This is a genomic window from Pseudoxanthomonas suwonensis J47 (assembly GCF_000513955.1).
Lineage (GTDB): Bacteria > Pseudomonadota > Gammaproteobacteria > Xanthomonadales > Xanthomonadaceae > Pseudoxanthomonas > Pseudoxanthomonas suwonensis_C.
The window spans coordinates 13,591-32,672 of the sequence record NZ_AZUZ01000025.1; the positions used below are offsets into that span (position 1 = coordinate 13,591).

Below are 19,082 nucleotides of genomic sequence, written 5' to 3' on the forward strand. Positions count from 1 at the left end.
TATGCGCCAGCGGGGCGCCGGCGCAACGCCGCCGGGCGCGCGCGGCGCCCGGCGGGAGGGTGGTTCAGAAGCTGCCGCCGATGCTCAGGAACAGGCCGGAGTCGTTGCCGCCGCGCTGGCCGACCGTGGCGCGGGCGCCGACGTCGGCCTCCAGGCCGCCGAGGCGCATGCGCGCACCCAGCACCACGGTGCCGGAGTTGTCGTCCAGCAGCGCCGCCGGGACCGCGTACTCCATCCCCGGCACGGTCTGCAGGCTGGCGAAGGCCTCGGCCGGCGCGTCCTCGAACTCGTGGTCCCAGGTGGCGCGCACGTACGGCGACCAGCCGCCGGCGTCGATCCGGGCCTGCCAGCCCAGGCTGCCGACCAGCGAATCCAGGTCCTGGTCGGGGTAGGCCAGCGCGGTCGAGGCCAGGTTGCTCTCGGTGTAGCCGTCCAGCTCGATCTTCTGCCACAGCAGGCCGGCGACCGGCCCGTGGCGCAGCGCGCCCTGGCCGAACTCCCAGCCGCCGTTCACGCCGAAGGCGGTGTTGCTGCCGTCGGCCGAACCGGCGTGGCGGCGCACCGCCGGGCCCATCTGCACGCGGCGGTTCACGTCGAAGTCCAGGCCGGTGTAGCTGGCCTGGGCGTTGATCCAGCCGTGCGCGCCATACCAGCCGATGAAGCCGCCGATGCTGGCGTCGGTCTGCTTGAACTCGCCGCGGCCGTTGCCGAAGTCGGCGTCGAGGCGGCCGTAGCCGGCGAAGCCGCCGGCCACCAGGCCCTGGCCGTTGGACCAGTCGAGGCCGAACAGGCCGGCCGGGGCCAGGCCGTCGTAGAGGTCGGCGTGGTCGCGGCGCTGGTAGTCGCCGCGCAGGCCGCCCCACCAGCGCAGGCCCGCCGCTTCCGGCTTGCCGCCCAGGTGCCAGGCGACCTGGTCGGCGCGGCTGCGGCCGATGGCGCGCGCCGACTGCGGCAGCAGGCCGATCAGCTGCGGGCCTTCCAGCACCGAGACCGCGTAGTCGCCGAGGATCGCGTGCGCCGCGCTGCTCGGATGCACACCGTCGGCGAACAGGTAGGTGGAGGCCGCGTCCGGCGAAACCAGCGAGGTCGGGTTGCAGGTCAGCGAACTGCCGTCCGGCGGCAGGCACGCGGTCTGGGTGACGTTGCGCAGGCCGTAGGTCGATGGGCTGGCCACCACTTCGCGCAGCATGGTGAAGGTATCCAGCGGGATCACCCGGTAGCCCTGCTGCGCCAGCGCGCCGTACATGGCGGTGTTGTAGGTCGCGGCCAGCTGGGTCAGCGCGGCCTGGCCGGCCGGGCCGGCGGCGATCGCGTTCGGGGTCAGGCCCATGTCCGGCAGGTTCGGGACCAGGATGTAGCGCGCGCCGGCCGCGTCGAGGGTGCCGACGATCTGCACCACGCCGCCGACGGCAGTGGCGAGGGTCGACTGCGCCGGGGCGCCCGCGGCCACGGCGAAGATGTCGTTGGCACCGGTCCACACCGTGTACAGCGCATCCGGATTGGCGCGGCCGCCGTTGGCCGCGAGGTAACGGGTCACCTGCGACATCGTCGATTCGGCGGCGCCGTTCTGCACGGTCACGCGCGAACCGCCCTGGGCATAGTTGTCGCCGCCCTGGTTGTCGGTGCGACCGTCGCCGTCGAAGTTCTTCGCCACGTATTCGGCCCACACCCAGCCCGGGTTGGTGGTGAAGCGGCCCGTCGCGGGGCGCACCGCTTCCGGCAGCTGGTTCTGGAAGTGGCCCGAGTCGGTGAGGCTGTCGCCGAAGAACACGGTGCCGCCGTCGAACTGCCCGGCGAAGGCCGGGGCGGCGGCGAGGGCCAGGGCAAGGGCCAGCGGGGTGCGGAGCGGACGGAATACGGTCATGGAATCTCCTGGATTCGTGGAGCTGGGAATGCGGACGCAGGCGCATCAGACGTACGCGAGCGCATGGTCCCAATGGTCCGCCGATGGCCGCCGGCACTCACGCTGCGCTGCGGCAAGGCGCCGGCGATGCGACAATCGCGCCATGGACATCGTGATCAACGGCGAGCCGCGCAGCGTCGCGGCCGGAACCACCCTGCAAGCCCTGCTCGAAGCCGAAGGCCTGGCCGGCCGCCGCGTGGCGGTGGAGGTCAACGGCGAGATCGTCCCGCGCGGCCGCCACGCCGGACACGCGCTGGCCGCCGGCGACCGGGTCGAGATCGTCCACGCCCTCGGCGGCGGCTGAGCCGGCGCGGCGTGCCCGCGCTATCGGCCGCCGCCCCGGCGGGCCATAATTGGCGCATGGACACCCCCCACACGCACGATCCGCTGGTCATCGCCGGGCGGACCTTCCAATCGCGCCTGCTGACCGGCACCGGCAAGTTCAAGGATCTCGACGAGACCCGCCTGGCCACCGAAGCCGCCGGCGCGCAGATCGTCACCGTCGCCATCCGCCGCACCCCGCTCTTCATGAACGCCGGCGGCCAGAACCCGGGCGAGCCCAACCTGCTCGACGTGCTGCCGCCGGAGCGCTACACCATCCTGCCCAACACCGCCGGCTGCTACACCGCCGAGGAGGCGGTGCGCACCTGCAAGCTGGCGCGCGAGCTGCTGGACGGCCACAACCTGGTCAAGCTCGAAGTACTGGGCGACCAGCGCACCCTGTACCCGGACGTGGTGCAGACCCTGAAGGCCGCCGAGCTGCTGGTGGCCGACGGCTTCGACGTGATGGTCTACACCTCCGACGACCCGATCCTGGCCCGCCAGCTGGAGCAGATCGGCTGCTGCGCGGTGATGCCGCTGGCCGCGCCCATTGGTTCGGGCCTGGGCATCCAGAACCGCTACACCCTGCTGGAGATCATCGACAACGCCAAGGTGCCGATCATCGTCGACGCCGGCGTGGGCACCGCCTCCGACGCGGCCATCGCCATGGAGCTGGGCTGCGACGGCGTGCTGATGAACACCGCCATCGCCGGGGCCAGGAACCCGGTGCTGATGGCCAGCGCCATGCGCAAGGCCGTCGAGGCCGGGCGCGAGGCCTTCCTCGCCGGGCGCATCCCGCGCAAGCGCTACGCCAGCGCCTCGTCGCCGGTGGACGGACTGATCGGCTGACGATGACCGACCCGTTCAGCAGCGAGGGCGCCAAGGCCCCGCCCAAGCCCTACACCGCCAGCGAAGGCCGGCGCGAGATCCGCAGCTTCGTCCTGCGCCAGGGCCGCTTCACCCCGGCCCAGCAGCGCGCGTTCGACGAGGCCTGGCCGCGCTTCGGCCTGGACTACACCGGCCAGCTGCGCGACTACGACGCGGTGTTCGGCCGCAACGCGCCGAAGGTGCTGGAAATCGGCTTCGGCAACGGCGAGGCGCTGCGCTTCGCCGCCCGCCAGGATCCCTCGCGCGACTACATCGGCCTGGAAGTCCACGCCCCCGGCGTCGGCCGCCTGCTCAACGCCCTGGCCGCCGACGGCAGCGACCACGTGCGCGTCTACCACCACGACGCGGTCGAGGTGCTGCGCAACGAGGTCGCCGATGGCGCCCTCGACGAGATCCGCATCTACTTCCCCGATCCCTGGCACAAGAAGCGCCACAACAAGCGCCGCCTGGTGCAGCCGGAGTTCGCCGCGCTGCTGGTGCGCAAGCTGCGCATCGGCGGCCGCCTGCACCTGGCCACCGACTGGGAGCCCTACGCCGAGCACATGTGGGACGTGCTCGAGGCCACCCCCGGCCTGGCCAACCGCGCCGGCCCGCGCGGCCACGTGCCGCGCCCGGAGTGGCGGCCGGAGACCCACTTCGAGCGCCGCGGCCTCAAGCTGGGCCACGGGGTGTGGGACCTGCTCTACGACCGCGTCGGCGAAAGCGGCGGCGGTGGCGGCGGTGACGGCGATCCCGGACCCAACCCGGCCGCGGACGGCTAAACTCGAACCCACATGAGCGTCGCGCCGTCCGCATCCCGCCCCATCTGCTCCGGCCCTGCCGGAGGCGCGCGCCCCGCTCCCGCCTCCGTTCCCGCATCGCCATAAGGACCCGGCGCGCCAATGGAATCCGGCCTCACCCTGACCAACGACATGCGCCTGGTGCTGGGGCTGGTCGGGTTCTCGATGGCCATGTTCCTGTTCGACCGGATCCGCGCCGACCTGGTCGCGCTGGTCGTGCTGGTGGTGCTGGGCGTCACCGGCCTGGTGGCGCCGGAGGAGATCTTCAGCGGCTTCTCCGGCAACGCGGTGATCAGCATCATGGCCACCATGGTGCTGGGCGCCGGGCTTGACCGCACCGGCGCGCTCAACCGCCTCGCCGGCTGGCTGCTGCGCCGCGGCCACGGCAAGGAGAAGCGGCTGCTGGCGATGACCTCGCTGGTCGCCGGCCTCAACTCCTCGTTCATGCAGAACCCGTCGGTGATGTCGCTGTACCTGCCGGTGGCGGCACGGCTGTCGGCGCGCAGCGGGCTGTCGATGTCGCGCCTGTTGCTGCCGCTGGCGGCGGCGATCGTGATGGGCGCAGCGCTGACCATGGTCGGCAACTCGCCGCTGATCCTGCTCAACGACCTGCTGGTCTCGGCCAACAACAACCTGCCCTCGGGCACGGCCACGCTTGAGCAGCTGCCGATGTTCGCGCCGGCGCCGGTGGGCATCACCCTGCTGGCCGCGGCACTGCTGTACTTCCACTTCTACGGCAACCGCAAGCTGGCCGAACTCGAGGGCGGAGGCGGCGAGGAGAACGTCACCCCCGCGCGCACCGAGAGCTATTTCGCCCGCACCTACGGCATCGAGGGCGACGTGTTCGAACTGGTGGTCAGCCCGGAGAGCCCGCTGGTCGGCATGGCCGTGGCCGAGGCCGAGTCGCTGCACAACGCGCCGCTGCTGCTGGCGCTGAAGTCCGGCAACGACACCCGCCTGGCGCCGCCGGCGGACATGCGCATCTGGGTCGGCAGCGTGCTCGGCGTGATGGGCCCGCGCCAGCAGGTGGCCGACTTCGCCCAGAACCAGTTCCTGCGCATGTCCTCGCGCCTGCGCAACCTCGGCGACCTGTTCAACCCGGCGCGCGCCGGCATCTCCGAGGCGGTGCTGCCGCCGACCTCGCGCTTCATCGGCAAGAGCGCGCGCGAGCTGCGCCTGCGCAAGCAGCTGGGCATCAGCCTGCTGGCGATCAACCGCGACAAGCAGGTGATCCGCGAGGACGTGCGCTCGGTGCCGCTGCGCGCCGGCGACATGCTGGTGTTCCACAGCATCTGGCAGGACCTGGCGCAGGCCGCGGAGAGCCGCGACTTCGCCGTGGTCACCGACTACCCGAAGGGCGAGCAGCGCCCGCACAAGTTCAAGATCGCCATGGCGATCTTCGCCTTCACCATCCTCATCGCGCTGACCGGCAAGCTGCCGGTGTCGCTGACCCTGATGACCGGCGTGGCCGGCATGCTGCTGACCGGCGTGCTGAAGATGGACGAGGCCTACGCGGCGATCAGCTGGAAGACGGTGTTCCTCACCGCCTGCCTGATCCCGCTGGGCTGGGCGATGGACAGCAGCGGCGCGGCGGCGTGGGTCGCCGGCAACACCCTCGACCGCCTGCCCGAAGGCACGCCGCCATGGCTGCTGCAGATCGTGGTGGCGGTGCTGACCACCGCGTTCTCGCTGGTGATCAGCCACGTCGGCGCGACCATCGTGATGGTGCCCATCGCGATCAACCTGGCGCTGGCGGTAGGCGGCGACCCGACCGCGTTCGCCCTGGTCACCGCGCTGTCGGCCTCCAACAACTTCATGACCGCGTCCAACCCGGTGATGTCGATGGTCACCGGCCCGGCGAACTACGCCTCGCGCGACCTGTGGCGCGTCGGCGCGCCGCTGTCGGCGCTGTACACGCTGATCGTGGTGGTGGTGGTGAACCTGATGTTCTGGGGCGGGCGCTAGCCCGCGTCGCCCGGCGTCGCCGCCAGCCAGACCTGGCCGTCGCGCACTTCCAGCGCCACCGCGCGCAGCGCGTCGCCGCGGCAGGGACCGGCCACGCACTGGCCGCCTTCCAGCTCGAAGCTGGCGCCGTGCGCGGCGCACACCAGCAGGCCTTCGCGTGACTTCAGGAACTGGCCCGGGGCCCAGTCCAGGCGCCGCCCGGCGTGCGGGCAGACATTGAGCCAGGCGCGCACGGCGTCGCCCTGGCGGTGCACGACCAGCGACTCCGGATCGCCATCGAGCACGGCTTCGACCTCGACCAGGGCGCCATCGGCCAGGCCTTCGAAACTGAGGAGTGGTTCAGCGTTTAACGATCCCATCACAACCCTGCCGGCAGGCACGGCTACCCTGCGCACTGGTTGCAATTCTGGCACATGTACTGATGCACGCCCGTTCCTTCCGCTTCGATGCGTCCCAGCTGAACTTCCTGTTCGCGCCACGCAAGCCGCGCACGCCGCTGCTGCGCCTGCTGTTCGGGCTGGTGGGACTGGTCCTGCTGGCGGTGCTGGTGTTCTTCGGCGTGTTCGTCGGCGCGGCGATGCTCGCCGCGGGCATGGCCTGGCGCCTGCTGGCGCGGCGCACGCCGCGCACGCCTGCGGCCGCGCGCCAGACCTTCGAGGCCGAGTACCGCGTGGTGCAGAAGCCGCAGCTGCCGACCCCGCGCTGAGGCGAAAGCCGCGCCGCCGGCGCGTAGACTGTGCGCCCTCTTTCCACATGGGCGCTGCCATGAACGACGTGATCCCCGCCCCGCCGGTGCCGCGCCTCGCGGTGCGTGGCGGCGGGCATTTCCCGGTGCACCGCATCTACTGCGTGGGCCGCAACTTCGCCGACCACGCGCGCGAGATGGGCGCCACCGCGCCGGCCTCGAAGGCCGAACGCGGCACCCCGGTGTTCTTCATGAAGCCGGCCGACGCCATCGTCACCGGCGAAGCCGTGCCCTACCCGCCTGCCACCGCCGACCTGCACCACGAGGTCGAGCTGGTCGTGGCGATCGGCCGCGACGCGCCGGCCGGCGTACTGCCGGTGGAGGACGCGCAGGCGCTGGTCTACGGCTACACCGTCGGCCTCGACCTCACCCGCCGCGACCTGCAGGCCGCGGCCAAGGCCAAGGGCCTGCCCTGGGACACGGCCAAGGGCTTCGACCATTCGGCGCCCGTCGCCGAACTGGTGCCGGCCGCCGCGGCCGGCGAGCTGGGCGCACGGGTGCTGGAGCTGCAGGTCAACGGCCAGCCGCGCCAGCGCGCGCCGCTGTCGGACCTGATCTGGGACGTCCCGGAGATCCTGCACGAGCTGTCGAAGCTGTACGCCCTGCGCGCCGGCGACCTGGTGTTCATGGGCACCCCGGCCGGCGTAGCCGCCCTCCGGCCGGGCGACCGTTTCGAGGCACGACTGGAAGGCATCGCCACCCTGCGCGGCCACGTCGAAGGCTGATCGCCGGGCACCGGCACGGGTTACGCTCTGCACGCGTGCCGCCTGCACGCTGGAACACTAGGAGAACAAGATGGGCATGATCAGCGAGTTCAAGGAATTCGCGATGCGCGGCAACGTGATCGACCTGGCCGTCGGCGTCGTCATCGGCGCGGCGTTCGGCAAGATCGTCACTTCGCTGGTGGACAACATCATCATGCCGCCGCTGGGCTGGCTGATCGGGAACGTGGATTTCTCCGACCTGGCCTGGACCCTGTCGCCGGCAAGCGTGGCCGCCGACGGCACGGAGATCCCGGCGGTGGTGGTCGGCTACGGCGTGTTCCTCAACACCGTCATCCAGTTCCTGATCGTGGCCTTCGCCATCTTCCTGCTGGTCAAGGGCGTCAACCGCCTGGCCCGCAAGAAGAAGGAAGAGGAAGCGCCTGCCGCGCCGGCCGAGCCAAGCGAGGAAGTGGTGCTGCTGCGCCAGATCCGCGACTCGCTGCAGCAGCCGCGGTGACATCGACTGGCGCGCTCCCGTGACCATGCGCACGGGAGCGCGCCGGGCGGCTCTGCTAGGCTCAAGGGCTTTCCCGCCGGAGCCTGTTCGCATGCGCCTTGCACTGCTCGCCGCCCTGCTGGTCCCGCTCGTGGCCAGCGCCGCCGAAACCCGCATCCCGGACCACGCCCTGCAGCAGGCCGCGCAGCTGCGCGAGCGCGCACTGGCCGACGACACCGCCTGGAAGGTCACCGAATCGCTGACCACCGAGGTCGGCCCGCGCCTGGCCGGCAGCGAGGCCGATGCGCGCGCCGTGGCCTGGGCCGAAGCGAAGTTCCGCGAGCTGGGCTTCGACCGCGTGTGGACCGAGCCGGTGACCTTCCCGAAGTGGGAGCGCCGCAGCGAGAGCCTGGCCGTGCTCGGCAGGCACGCGCAGCCACTCACCATCACCGCGCTGGGCGGCAGCCCGGGCGGCACGGTCGAGGGCGAGGTCGTGCGCTTTCCCGACCTGGCCGCGCTCGAGGCCGCGCCGGAAGGCTCGCTCGCCGGCAGGATCGCCTTCGTCGACTACCGCATGGCCGCCGCGCGCGACGGCAGCGGCTACGGCCCGGGCAGCGCGGTGCGCTCGAAGGGCCCGTCGGCGGCGATCCGCAAGGGTGCCATCGGCTTCCTGATGCGTTCGGCCGGGACCGACAGCCACCGCGTGCCGCACACCGGCATCACCCGTTTCGACGACGGCCTGACCCCGGTGCCCTCCGCCGCGCTGAGCATTCCCGACGCCGAGCAGCTGGCGCGCCTGGTCGCGCGCGGCCCGGTGAAGCTGCGCCTGGCGATCGACGCCGGCTGGAACGGCACCTACACCTCGCAGAACGTGATCGGCGAGATCACCGGCAGCAGCCGTCCGCAGGAAGTGGTGCTGATCAGCGGCCACCTGGACTCGTGGGACCTGGGCACCGGCGCGATCGACGATGCCGCCGGCATCGGCATCAGCATGGCCGCGGCGAAGCTGATCGCCGGCCTGCCGCAGCGCCCGGCACGCAGCATCCGCGTGGTCGCCTACGCCAACGAGGAACAGGGCCTGCACGGCGGCAAGGCATACGCCGCCGCGCATGCGGCCGAGGCCAACCTCCACCAGCTCGCCGCCGAGAGCGACTTCGGCGCCGGCCGCATCTACGCCTTCAACACCGGCGCGCCGGAACACGCGCGCGCGGCCACCGCGCAGATCGCCCAGGCCTTGGCGCCGCTGGGCATCGAGTACGCGCCGGACAAGGGCGGCCCCGGCCCGGACATCATCCCGCTGGCCGCGAAGGGCGTGACCTGGGCCTGGCTGGCGCAGGATGGCAGCGACTACTTCGACCTGCACCACACCGCCGACGACACCCTCGACAAGATCGATCCGGCCGCGCTGGCGCAGAACGTGGCCGCGTACGCGGTGTTCGCCTTCCTGGCGGCGGAAGCCGAAGGCGACTTCGGCAGCCAGGCGAAGGAGCCGGCGCCGGCGAAGTAGGCCGCGACCGGCTTGGAGCCGGCGGGCATGCCGGCTCCATGCAACGCACCCTCCACGCGGCGACGCACCCGCGCTCGCGTGGAGCCTATGCCGGATGCGCCGGCGAGCTATTCCAGACACCGCCCACGATGGCGGGTACGCTCCTTCCCTCCTCCGGGAAGGGAGCCTCCGATGCCGCGCCTGCCGCGTACCGCCGTCGCCCTGCTGCTCGGCCTGGCCTGTGCGCCGGCCTTTGCGTCCGCGCCGCCACCGCTGCGGCTGGAATCGCCCGACGGACGCACCGTGGTCACCCTGGCGACGCAGGTCGACGGCTTCCCCGCCTGGGCGGTGGAGCGCGCCGGCCAGCTGCTGATCGCGCCTTCGCCGCTGGGCGTGCAGCTGGGCGTCAATGAGCGCCTGGGCTACGGAACCGACGTCGCCGCGGTGCGTCGCGCGGAAGCCGACGCCACCTGGGAGGCCGTCGCCGGCAAGACCCGCCAGGCCCGCGACCACTACCGCCAGCTGGACGTGGACCTGGCCGACGCGCAGGGCCGCATCCTCGGCGTGGTGGTCCGCGCCTACGACGATGGCATCGCCCTGCGCTACCGCCTGCCACGGCCCGCCGAAGGCGACCTGGTCGTGCAGCAGGACCTCACCGGCTTCCTGTTCCCGCGCGACTACGCCTGCCACGCGTTGAACCTCGGCCGCTTCGGCACCAGCCACGAAGGCGAATACGACCCCATCGACGCCTCGCGCCTGCGTGCGCACCACCTCGTCGACCTGCCGCTGGTCTGCAGCACCGGCGCAGGCACCACCACGTTCGCCATCGCCGAAGCCGACCTGGACCGCTACGCCGCGCTCTACCTCGCCGGTCGCGGCGACGGTCGCCTCGGCGTGGAAGCGCGGCTCTCGCCGCGGCTGGACTCGCCGCAGGTCGCGGTGCGCCTGCCGCGCGAGGAGGTCGCGGCGGACGGCCACCTCACGCCCTGGCGCGTGCTGCTGATCGGCGACAGTCCCGGGGCGCTGGTCGAATCCAGCCTCATCAGCAACCTCAATCCGCCCACGCCATTGCAGGACACCGCGTGGATCCGCCCGGGCAAGGCCGCCTGGGACTGGTGGTCGGCCAGCCGCGCGCCCGACGTGGCTGGGGCCGGCATGAACACCGCGACGATCATCCGCTACATCGACCACGCCGCCGCGCTGGGCCTGGACTACATGCTGATCGACGATGGCTGGTACGTGGGCAGCAGCGGCGACGGCCGCTACCAGCCCGACGCCGACATCACCCGCGCGGTCCCGGCGCTGGACCTGCCGGCGGTGATCGGGCATGCGCGCCAGCGCGGCATCGGCATCTGGCTGTGGAACCACTGGAAGTCGCTGGAGCCGCGCATGGACGCGGTGTTCGCGCGTTACCGCGACCTCGGCGTGCAGGGAGTCAAGGTCGACTTCATGGAACGCGACGACCAGGAGATGGTCGCCTTCATCCACCGCATGGCGCGCAGCGCGGCGCAGCACCGGCTGATGCTCGACCTGCACGGCATGTACCGGCCCACCGGGCTGGAGCGCACCTGGCCCAACCTGCTCACCAGCGAGGGCGTGCTCGGCGCCGAGTACAACAAGTGGAGCCGGCGCATCACCCCGGAACACAACCTCACCCTGCCGTTCACCCGCATGCTGCTGGGGCCGATGGACTACACGCCCGGCGGGTTCCGCAACGTGGCGCCGGAACACTTCCAGGTCGTGTTCGACGCGCCCCGGGTGATGGGCACCCGCGTGCACCAGCTGGCGATGTACGTGGTCTACGAGAGCGGCCTGCAGATGGTCGCCGACAGCCCCGACGCCTACCTCGACGGCGACGGCGGCCTCGCCCCCGGCGCCGACTTCCTGCGCCTGGTGCCTGCGCGCTGGGACGAGACCCGGGTGCTGGCCGGCGAGATCGGCCGTTACATCGTGGTGGCGCGGCGCAGCGGCCGCGACTGGTATATCGGCGCGATGACCGACCAGCCACGCACGCTGGAACTGGACCTGGACTTCCTGCCCGCCGCGGACTGGCAGGCCACGCTGTGGCTGGATGGCGACGCGCCGACCGACGTGCGCCGCGTCCAGGAACGCCTCGATGCCGACCGGCGCCGGCTCGGCCTCGAACTGGCTGCCGGCGGCGGCGCGGTGCTGCACCTGGTGCCGCCGTCGCCGCGGATCGCCGCGACCGAAGCCGCGGGCGTTCGCTGAGGAGTGCGAAGGCGACCGGCGGCCTCAGCCGCGCGCGGCCCAGCGGGCGAGGAACACCGCGGTGGCGGCGGCGACGTTGAGGCTTTCGACCGCGCCGGTACCTGGGATCGACAGGCGCCGGTCGCAGGCCGCAGCCAGCGCCGGGTCCATGCCCTCGCCTTCGGCGCCCATGACATAGACCAGGCGCGGCGGCAGCGCGGTGTCGAACAGGCTGTCGCCACCGCGTACGACGGTGGCCGCCAGCTGGAAGCCCGCGCCGCGCAGCGCGTCGAGCGCAGCGCCGGTCTGCGGCAGGCGCACCAGCGGCACCGCTTCGGCGCCGCCTTCGGCCACGCGCGCGGCGGCGCCTGACAGGGCCAGTTCGGAAGCGGGCGGCAGCAGCACCGCCGCGCCGAAATGCGCGGCCGAGCGCAGGATCGCGCCGAAGTTGTGCGGGTTGCCGACGCCGTCCAGCCACAACGCCAGCGCCGGCGCGCCCGGCGCCAGCGAAGCCAGCCAGTCCTGCAGCGGCAGCGGCGCGGTGCGCTGCACGTCGGCGACCACGCCTTCGTGGTGGGCGCTGGCCGCCAGCCGCTCCAGGTCCTCGTCGGCGACGACGCGGTAGCCGACCCGGTGCTTCACGCACCAGGCCAGCAGCGGTTTCAGCACCGGGATGCGCGCCTCGGCCAGGTAGACCTTGCGGATCGCTTCGGGGCGGCGGCGGAACACCGCGTCCACCGCGTTGAGCCCGTACAGGCGCAGCTCCTCGCGACGTGCGGGGCGCCGCGCCTGTGCGGCGGTGCCGCCTGGCGCCGCCGGTTCCGTCGTGTCCCGGCGCGGTGCGCGCGGGCCGGCAGGCGCCGGCCGCGACCGCGGCGCGCCGCCCGGCGGGCGCGGCGGGCGCGGGCCACGGTCCCAGGGTCCGCTCATGTCAGGTGCGGCTCTTCCAGAAGTCGGCGTTGCGCAGGCCCAGCGCGTCCGGATCGAACACCGGGTCCAGGCCCAGCTTCTTCTGCCGCTCGTAGTCGCGCAGCGCCAGCAGCGCCGGCTTCTGCAGGATCAGGATGGCGACGATGTTCAGCCAGGCCATCACGCCGACGCCGATGTCGCCCAGGGTCCAGGCGGTGGCGGCGTTGTGGTACGCGCCGAACACGACCATGCCGATGATGCCGATGCGCAGCAGGAACGTGGCCAGCGGGTGGGTCTTGCGCACGCCGGCCAGGTAGGTGAGGTTGGTCTCGGCCATGTAGTAGTAGGCCATGATCGTGGTGAAGGCGAAGAAGAACAGCGCCAGCGCCACGAAGCCCGCGCCCCAGCCCGGCAGCACCGATTCCACCGCGGCCTGGGTGAACTGCGCGCCTTCCGAAGGCAGCACGCCGGGCACGCCGGTGACCACCGCCTCCAGCTTCTCGATGCCGTTCTCCACGACCACGCGGAAGGTGTTGTACATGCCCGTGGACAGCAGCAGGAACGCGGTCGATGTGCAGACCAGCATGGTGTCGAAGTAGATCGCGAAGGCCTGCACGTAGCCCTGCTTGGCCGGGTGCGAGACCTCGGCCGCGGCCGCCGCGTGCGGGCCGGTGCCCTGGCCGGCCTCGTTGGCGTAGACGCCGCGCTTGACGCCCCAGGCGATGGCCTGGCCGATGATCGCGCCGAACGCCGCGTGCGCGCCGAAGGCGCTGGAGAAGATGTCGGCGAACATCGCCGGGACCTTCTCGATGTTCAGCGCCATCACCACGATCGCCATCAGGATGAAGGCCAGCGCCATGAACGGCACCACCAGCTCGGCGAAGGCGGCGATGCGCTTGATTCCGCCGAAGATGATCAGGCCCAGCAGCACGGCCACGGCCAGGCCGATCCACAGCTTGAGCATGCCGGCGCCGCCGAGGCCGGCGCACAGCGCGGCGTCGCCGCTGCACAGCACGCCGCTGGCGCTGTCGGCGATGGCGTTGGCCTGCACGCCGGGCAGCAGCAGGCCGGTGGCAACCACGGTGGCGACGGCGAAGACCACCGCGTACCACTTCAGGCCCATCGCCTTCTCGATGTAGTACGCCGGGCCGCCGCGGTAGCGCCCCTCGGCGTCCTTCTCCTTGTAGATCTGCGCCAGGGTGCACTCGATGTACGAGGTCGAGGCGCCGAGGAAGCCCATCACCCACATCCAGAACACCGCGCCCGGGCCGCCATAGGCGATCGCCGTGGCCACGCCGGCGATGTTGCCGATGCCCATGCGCCCAGCCATCGAGATGGCCAGCGCCTGGAACGAGGACACGCCGGCCTCGGACTTCTGCCCGGTCACGGTGAGCCGGCACATTTCCGCGAACCCGCGCAGCTGCATGGCGCGGGTACGGAAGGTGAACCACAGGCCGGCGCCCAGGCACAGCGCGATCAGCGCGTTGCTCCAGATGATGCTGTTGAGCCAGTTGAGAAAGGCTTCCACGGTGAAGGATCTCCGGTCGCCGGAAGGCGGGTCAGGAACGGGAAGCGCGCAGGAGTCCTGCGCGCGTAGCCACGCAAGATAACCGCAAGTGGCGCCCGAACGCAGCCACCCCCGGCGCGTCCCGCTGACTTCAGCCCGCTTCGGCGGCGCCCCGCGGCGCGGCGGGCCTGACCATCGGCACTTTCCAGGTCAGCCAGGTCCCGGCCCGCCACAGCCATTCCAGCGGGCCGTAGTAGAAGCGCCGGAACCACAGGTGGGCGAACAGCAACTGCGCGGCGAAGCCGAGCAGCCCCAGCAGCACCGCCTGGACCTGGGTCATGCTGGCCCACAGGCCCAGCCCGTAGCCATAGAACACCGGCACGAACACCAGCGACTGCGCCACGTACAGGGTCAGGGTCATGCGCCCGGCCGGGGCCAGCGTGCGCAGGGCGCGCTCGAACATCCCGTGGTAGGCGACCAGGAAGGCGAGCATCGAGGCCGCCATCACCGCCAGGTCGAAGAGGCTGCCCAGCAGCGCATCGGCCATGGCCCGCGGCATCGGCATCGCCTCGCTGCCGGGCACGCGCGCGACCAGCGCTTCGCGTCCGAAGTACAGCGCCACTGCCACGGCCAGCGCCACCGCCAGGCCCACCCGGCGCGCGGTCGCGAACCGCGCCGGCCGTTCGAAGAAGCCGATCCGCCCCAGCACCATGCCCACCAGCGACAACCCGAGGATCTGGCTCAGCCGCCCGGACTCGTACATGAAGAGCCACTTGAAGCCATGGCCGTCGGCCAGGTTCGTGCGCACGGTGTCGATGAAGCCGCCGTGCAGGTAGACCTCGGGGATGGTCGCGCTCCAGTACTGCAGCGGCTGGTTGGCCCAGTCCGCGCCGCGCAGGCCGGCGACGATGCGCACCAGCATCAGCGGCTGCAGCAGGAAGAACGCCGCCACCGCGAGCAGCACCCGGTTGGAGCGGACGCGGTGGAATGGCAGCAGGAACAGGCCCATCACCGCCAGCACCTCGAGCACGTCGCCGCGGTACCAGGCGCCGTGCAGCAGGCCCATCAGCGCCAGCAGCGCCAGGCGCCAGACGAAGCGGCCGGTGAAGTCGATGCCGCGGCGCGCGGCGCGGTCCATGATGATGAAGAAGCTGACGCCAAAGCACAGCGCCAGCAGGGCGAAGGCCTTGCCCGCGAACAGCAGCCAGACGGTGTCGTGCACCGCCAGCTGCAGCGGCTCGGTGGCCTGCTTCGCCCAGTACAGCTCGAACAGCTCGGGCATGTGCACGATGAACAGCCCGAACAGGGCGAACCCGCGCAGGGCGTCCAGCGATTCCATGCGCGATGCGTATTCCACCTTCCCCATGGAGCGACCCCCGAGGCGTAGACCGCCGCATCATGGCCGAAGCGGGCCCGCGGTGGAACGACCGGCCGTCGCCGGCGCCGTACGCGTGCGGACGGCCGCCGCTCAACGCGCCTGGTCGCGGGCGAACAGCCGCAGGTCGTGCATGCCTTCGGCCCGGCGCAGGGCCGCGCGGCGCACGCCCACTTCGCCGAAGCCGTTCTTCTCCAGCACCCGCGCCGAGGCCGGGTTGGAGTCCAGCACCACCGCATCGACCCGGCGCAGGCCCAGCGCCGGCACCAGCCAGCCGAGGTAGCACGCCACCACCCGCGTCATCAGCCCGCGCCCCCAATGCACGCGGCCCAGCCAGTAGCCCAGCTCGGCCACGCCGGGACGGGCCTCGCGAGCCGGCCGCGCGCCGATCCCGCCGCAGGCCTCGCCACCGGCCTCGATCGCCAGCAGCGGCCCGGCGAAGTCGACCACGTTGCCGGCCAGGAACGCCTCGCCGTCGGCGCGCGTGTACGGGCTCGGGAAACGGTCGCTGAGCCCGCGCGCCACCGCCGGATCGTCGGCATGGCGCAGCAGCGCTTCCAGGTCTTCCATGTGCCACGGCCTCAGCACGAAGCCGTCGCCAGCCAGGCGGAACCCCGGCTCGAAGCCCACGCCGGCGCGGTATCCGGCCGCACCGGTCGCGGCCGGCCGCTCAGCCATGGCCACCGACCGGCGGCACCTCGGCTTCGAGCTTCTCCAGCGCCTGCGCCACCGCCTCCGGCGAACGCGTGTACGGCGCCAGCAGCGCGTAGAACGCCGGCACCACGAACAGCGACAGCAGGGTCGAGAAGGCCACGCCGAACACGATCACCACGCCGATCGACTCGCGGCTGGCCGCGCCGGCGCCGCTGGACAGCATCAGCGGGATCGCGCCGCAGATCATCGCCACCGAGGTCATCAGGATCGGGCGCAACCGCACCGCCGCGGCCTCGACGATGGCCTCGGCCACCGCCCGGCCCTCGTCGCGCAGCTGGTTGGCGAATTCCACGATCAGGATGCCGTTCTTCGCCGCCAGGCCGACCAGCATGACGATGCCGATCTGGCTGTACAGGTTGAGGCTCACGCCCCAGATCGACAGGCCCAGCAGCGCGCCGAGCATCGCCAGCGGCACGGTCAGCATGATCACCAGCGGATGCAGGAAGCTCTCGAACTGCGCCGCCAGCACCAGGAACACCACCAGCAGGGCCATGCCGAAGGTGAAGAACACCGCGCCGCTGGAGCGCATGAACTCGCGCGATTCGCCACGGTAGTCGAACTGGGCCTCCGGCGGCAGCTCCTCGGCGGCGATGCCACGCAGGTATTCCAGCGCCTCGCCGACCGTGTAGCCCGGCGCCAGGCCGGCGCTGAGGGTGACCGCGCGCATGCGGTTGAAGCGCGACAGGGTGCTGGCCTCGGCGTGCTCGGTCATCGTCACCAGGTTGGACAGCGGCACCAGTGCGCCGCTGGTGGTCGAGCGCACGTACAGGCCGGCGATGTCGTCCAGGCTGCGCCGGTTCTCCAGCGGCGCCTGCATGATCACGTAGTACTCCTCGCCGTCCATCTCCCAGGTGCCGGCGCGCAGCGAACCGAGCATGGTCTGCAGGGCGGTACCGATCGCCTCCACCGGCACGCCCAGGTCGGCGGCGCGCGCCTTGTCGATGTCCACCCGGATCTGCGGCACCGTCTCCTTGTAGTCGGAGTCGATGTTGACCAGGTTGCGGTTCTCCTCCATGCGCAGCAGCATGCGGTCGCGCCACTGCGCCAGGGTCTCGTAGGTCGGCCCGCGCAGGACGAACTGCACCGGGCGGCCGAAGCCGCGCACCAGGCCCTGGCGCATCTCCGCGGTCACCCGCACGCCGGGGATGTCGGACAGGCGGCCGAGCACGTCCTGCATCACCTGCTGGGTACTCACGTCGCGCTGGTCCCACGGCCGCAGGAACACGGTGGCGCGGCCGGTGTTCATGTTCGCGCCCTGCCCGCCGAAGCCGCCGGGCACGCGGATGATCACGCGCGCGACCGGGCCGCCCTCGCCGGAGTACGCCAGCAGGCGCTTTTCGATCTCGGTCATCTGCGTGACCAGGTAGTCGAAGCCCGCGCCTTCCGGACCGGTGACGGTGACGTTGAAGTCGCCGCGGTCCTCGGCCGGCGCCAGTTCCGACGGCACCAGCTTGAACAGCACGCCGCTGGCGGCGAAGGTCGCCAGCATCACCGCCGCCAGCAGCCAGCCGCGTCCGACAACCTTCGCCACCAGGCCGCGGTAACGGCGGGTCAGGCCGTCGAGGCGGTCGTTGACCCAGTTGTTGAAGCCGGCGCGACGGGTGTGCGGGCGCAGCAGGATCGAGCACATCATCGGCGTCAGGGTCAGCGCGACGAAGCCGGAGATGGCCACGGCGCCGGCCACCGCCACCGCCAGTTCGCGGAACAGGCGGCCGGTGTTGCCCTCCATGAAGGCGATCGGCAGGAACACCGCGATCAGCACCAGGGTGGTGGCGATCACCGCGAACGCCACCTGGGTGGTGCCGCGCCGCGCCGCCAGCAGCGGCGGTTCGCCCAGGTCGACGCGGCGCTGGCAGTTCTCCAGCACCACGATCGCATCGTCCACCACCAGGCCGATCGACAGCACCAGCGACAGCAGGGTCAGCTGGTTGATCGAGAAGCCGGCCACGTACAGCGCCAGGAAGGCCGCGGTCACGCACACCGGCACGGTCACCGCCGGGATCAGCGCCGCGCGCACGCTGCCGAGGAACACGAACACCACCAGCAGCACCAGCACGATGGCCTCGACCAGGGTCTTGTAGACCTCCTCCACCGCCGCGTCGGTGAACACGGTGGAGTCGTAGGCCACGGTCAGCTGCATGCCCTGAGGCAGGGTCTGCGACACCCGCTCGGCCAGCGCGCGCACGTTGCGCCCGACTTCCAGCGAGTTGGCGGTGGAGGTGGCGACGATGGCCAGGCCGACCTGCGGCACGCCGTTGCCGTGGTAGAAGGCGCGGCGCTCCTCCGAGGCCAGCTCCACCCGCGCGACCTCGCCGAGGGTGATGACGTGGCCGTCCCCGCCCTTGCCGACGACCAGCGACTCGAAGCTTTCCGGCGTGCGGTAGCCACGCATCACCCGCAGGGCGAACTCGCGGTCGCGCGATTCGATGCTGCCGCCGGGCAGTTCCAGGTTCTCGCGGCGCAACGCGGTGCGCACGTCCTCGGCGGTGAGGCCGCGCGCGGCCAGCGCGGTGGCGTCCAGCCACACCCGGATCGCGTAGCGCTGGCCGCCGCCGATGAACACCGAGGACACGCCGTCGATCGAGGAGAACTGGTCGACCAGGTTGCGGTCGGCGTAGTCGGTCAGCTGCTGCGCGTTGAGCCGCGCGTCGCTGAGGTTGAGGAACATGATCGGCGACGAGTCGCTGTCCTGCTTGGACACGCGCGGCGGGTCGACGTCCTCCGGCAGGCGGTTGGCGACGCGGCTGATCGCGTCGCGCACGTCGTTGGCCGCGCCCTCGATGTCGCGGGCCAGGGTGAACTCGATGTTGATGTCCGAGCGGCCGTTGCGGCTGCTGGCGGTGATCAGGTCGACGCCCTCGATGCCGCTGATCGCGTCCTCCAGCACCTGGGTGATGCGGCTTTCGACCACCGCCGCCGAGGCGCCGGTGTAGGTGGTGTCGACCGAGACCACCGGCGGATCGACGTCGGGAAGCTCGCGCAGCGGCAGGCGGGTGAAGGAGACCACGCCCAGCACGATCAGGATCAGCGACATCACCGTCGCGAAGACGGGCCGCTTGATCGAGACATCGGACAGCAGCAT

At 71.8% G+C, this 19,082-nt stretch carries 16 protein-coding genes; 9 read left to right on the forward strand and 7 right to left on the reverse strand.

What is annotated here, in order from left to right:
- Nucleotides 1-64: 64 nt before the first annotated feature.
- Nucleotides 65-1,834 (reverse strand): autotransporter domain-containing esterase, encoded by a 1,770-nt coding sequence (locus M503_RS0108085; protein ID WP_028920100.1) that lies wholly within the window; start codon nucleotides 1,832-1,834, stop codon nucleotides 65-67.
- A 172-nt stretch (nucleotides 1,835-2,006) separates the two neighbouring features.
- Here M503_RS0108085 and thiS point away from each other — a divergent pair, with 172 nt between their 5' ends.
- The 4 genes from thiS (at nucleotide 2,007) to M503_RS0108105 (ending at nucleotide 5,856) form a co-directional block, all read left to right on the forward strand.
- A complete protein-coding gene (gene thiS / locus M503_RS0108090) occupies nucleotides 2,007-2,207 on the forward strand; it encodes a sulfur carrier protein ThiS (RefSeq protein WP_024867711.1) in 201 nt (66 codons plus the stop codon).
- Between the two features lie 56 nt (nucleotides 2,208-2,263).
- The gene (locus M503_RS0108095) at nucleotides 2,264-3,073 is read left to right on the forward strand and encodes a thiazole synthase (protein ID WP_028920099.1); all 810 of its coding nucleotides are present in this window, start codon (nucleotides 2,264-2,266) and stop codon (nucleotides 3,071-3,073) included.
- 2 nt (nucleotides 3,074-3,075) lie between these two features.
- Nucleotides 3,076-3,873, forward strand: coding sequence for a tRNA (guanosine(46)-N7)-methyltransferase TrmB (trmB, locus tag M503_RS15995; protein WP_051414403.1), 798 nt, complete (start codon nucleotides 3,076-3,078; stop codon nucleotides 3,871-3,873).
- 120 nt (nucleotides 3,874-3,993) lie between these two features.
- Entirely contained in the window at nucleotides 3,994-5,856 is a 1,863-nt protein-coding gene (locus M503_RS0108105; RefSeq protein ID WP_028920098.1) for an SLC13 family permease, read from the forward strand.
- On the opposite strand, the gene M503_RS0108110 is transcribed toward M503_RS0108105, so the two are convergent.
- Entirely contained in the window at nucleotides 5,853-6,215 is a 363-nt protein-coding gene (locus M503_RS0108110) for a Rieske (2Fe-2S) protein (protein WP_028920097.1), read from the reverse strand. The genes M503_RS0108105 and M503_RS0108110 overlap by 4 nt on opposite strands.
- Nucleotides 6,216-6,277: 62 nt before the next feature.
- On the opposite strand from M503_RS0108110, the gene M503_RS0108115 reads away from it, so the two are divergent.
- The 5 genes from M503_RS0108115 to M503_RS0108135 all read left to right on the forward strand — a co-directional run bounded on the left by M503_RS0108115 (nucleotide 6,278) and on the right by M503_RS0108135 (nucleotide 11,516).
- Nucleotides 6,278-6,562: a hypothetical protein gene (locus M503_RS0108115; protein WP_028920096.1), complete on the forward strand. Its 285-nt coding sequence runs from the start codon at nucleotides 6,278-6,280 to the stop codon at nucleotides 6,560-6,562.
- A gap of 59 nt (nucleotides 6,563-6,621) precedes the next feature.
- On the forward strand, nucleotides 6,622-7,326 hold the full coding sequence (locus M503_RS0108120) for a fumarylacetoacetate hydrolase family protein (protein WP_028920095.1): 705 nt from the start codon (nucleotides 6,622-6,624) through the stop codon (nucleotides 7,324-7,326).
- 70 nt (nucleotides 7,327-7,396) lie between these two features.
- Complete coding sequence (gene mscL / locus M503_RS0108125) at nucleotides 7,397-7,822, forward strand: large-conductance mechanosensitive channel protein MscL (protein WP_028920094.1); 426 nt, start codon at nucleotides 7,397-7,399, stop codon at nucleotides 7,820-7,822.
- Between the two features lie 91 nt (nucleotides 7,823-7,913).
- Nucleotides 7,914-9,308, forward strand: a complete 1,395-nt coding sequence (locus M503_RS0108130) for a M28 family peptidase (RefSeq protein WP_028920093.1) — start codon at nucleotides 7,914-7,916, stop codon at nucleotides 9,306-9,308.
- Between the two features lie 171 nt (nucleotides 9,309-9,479).
- A complete protein-coding gene (locus tag M503_RS0108135) occupies nucleotides 9,480-11,516 on the forward strand; it encodes a glycoside hydrolase family 97 protein (protein ID WP_028920092.1) in 2,037 nt (678 codons plus the stop codon).
- A gap of 24 nt (nucleotides 11,517-11,540) precedes the next feature.
- Here the strand turns inward: M503_RS0108135 and M503_RS0108140 are convergent, their stop codons facing one another.
- From M503_RS0108140 to M503_RS0108160, 5 genes are all read right to left on the reverse strand, one after another.
- The gene (locus M503_RS0108140) at nucleotides 11,541-12,425 is read right to left on the reverse strand and encodes a TrmH family RNA methyltransferase (RefSeq protein ID WP_028920091.1); all 885 of its coding nucleotides are present in this window, start codon (nucleotides 12,423-12,425) and stop codon (nucleotides 11,541-11,543) included.
- A gap of 1 nt (nucleotide 12,426) precedes the next feature.
- On the reverse strand, nucleotides 12,427-13,932 hold the full coding sequence (locus M503_RS0108145; RefSeq protein ID WP_028920090.1) for an alanine/glycine:cation symporter family protein: 1,506 nt from the start codon (nucleotides 13,930-13,932) through the stop codon (nucleotides 12,427-12,429).
- 130 nt (nucleotides 13,933-14,062) lie between these two features.
- Nucleotides 14,063-15,250, reverse strand: a complete 1,188-nt coding sequence (locus M503_RS0108150; RefSeq protein ID WP_051414409.1) for a DUF418 domain-containing protein — start codon at nucleotides 15,248-15,250, stop codon at nucleotides 14,063-14,065.
- Between the two features lie 129 nt (nucleotides 15,251-15,379).
- Nucleotides 15,380-15,964 (reverse strand): GNAT family N-acetyltransferase, encoded by a 585-nt coding sequence (locus M503_RS0108155; RefSeq protein ID WP_028920089.1) that lies wholly within the window; start codon nucleotides 15,962-15,964, stop codon nucleotides 15,380-15,382.
- Nucleotides 15,957-19,082: an efflux RND transporter permease subunit gene (locus M503_RS0108160; RefSeq protein WP_028920088.1), complete on the reverse strand. Its 3,126-nt coding sequence runs from the start codon at nucleotides 19,080-19,082 to the stop codon at nucleotides 15,957-15,959. The genes M503_RS0108155 and M503_RS0108160 overlap by 8 nt, the downstream gene beginning before the upstream one ends.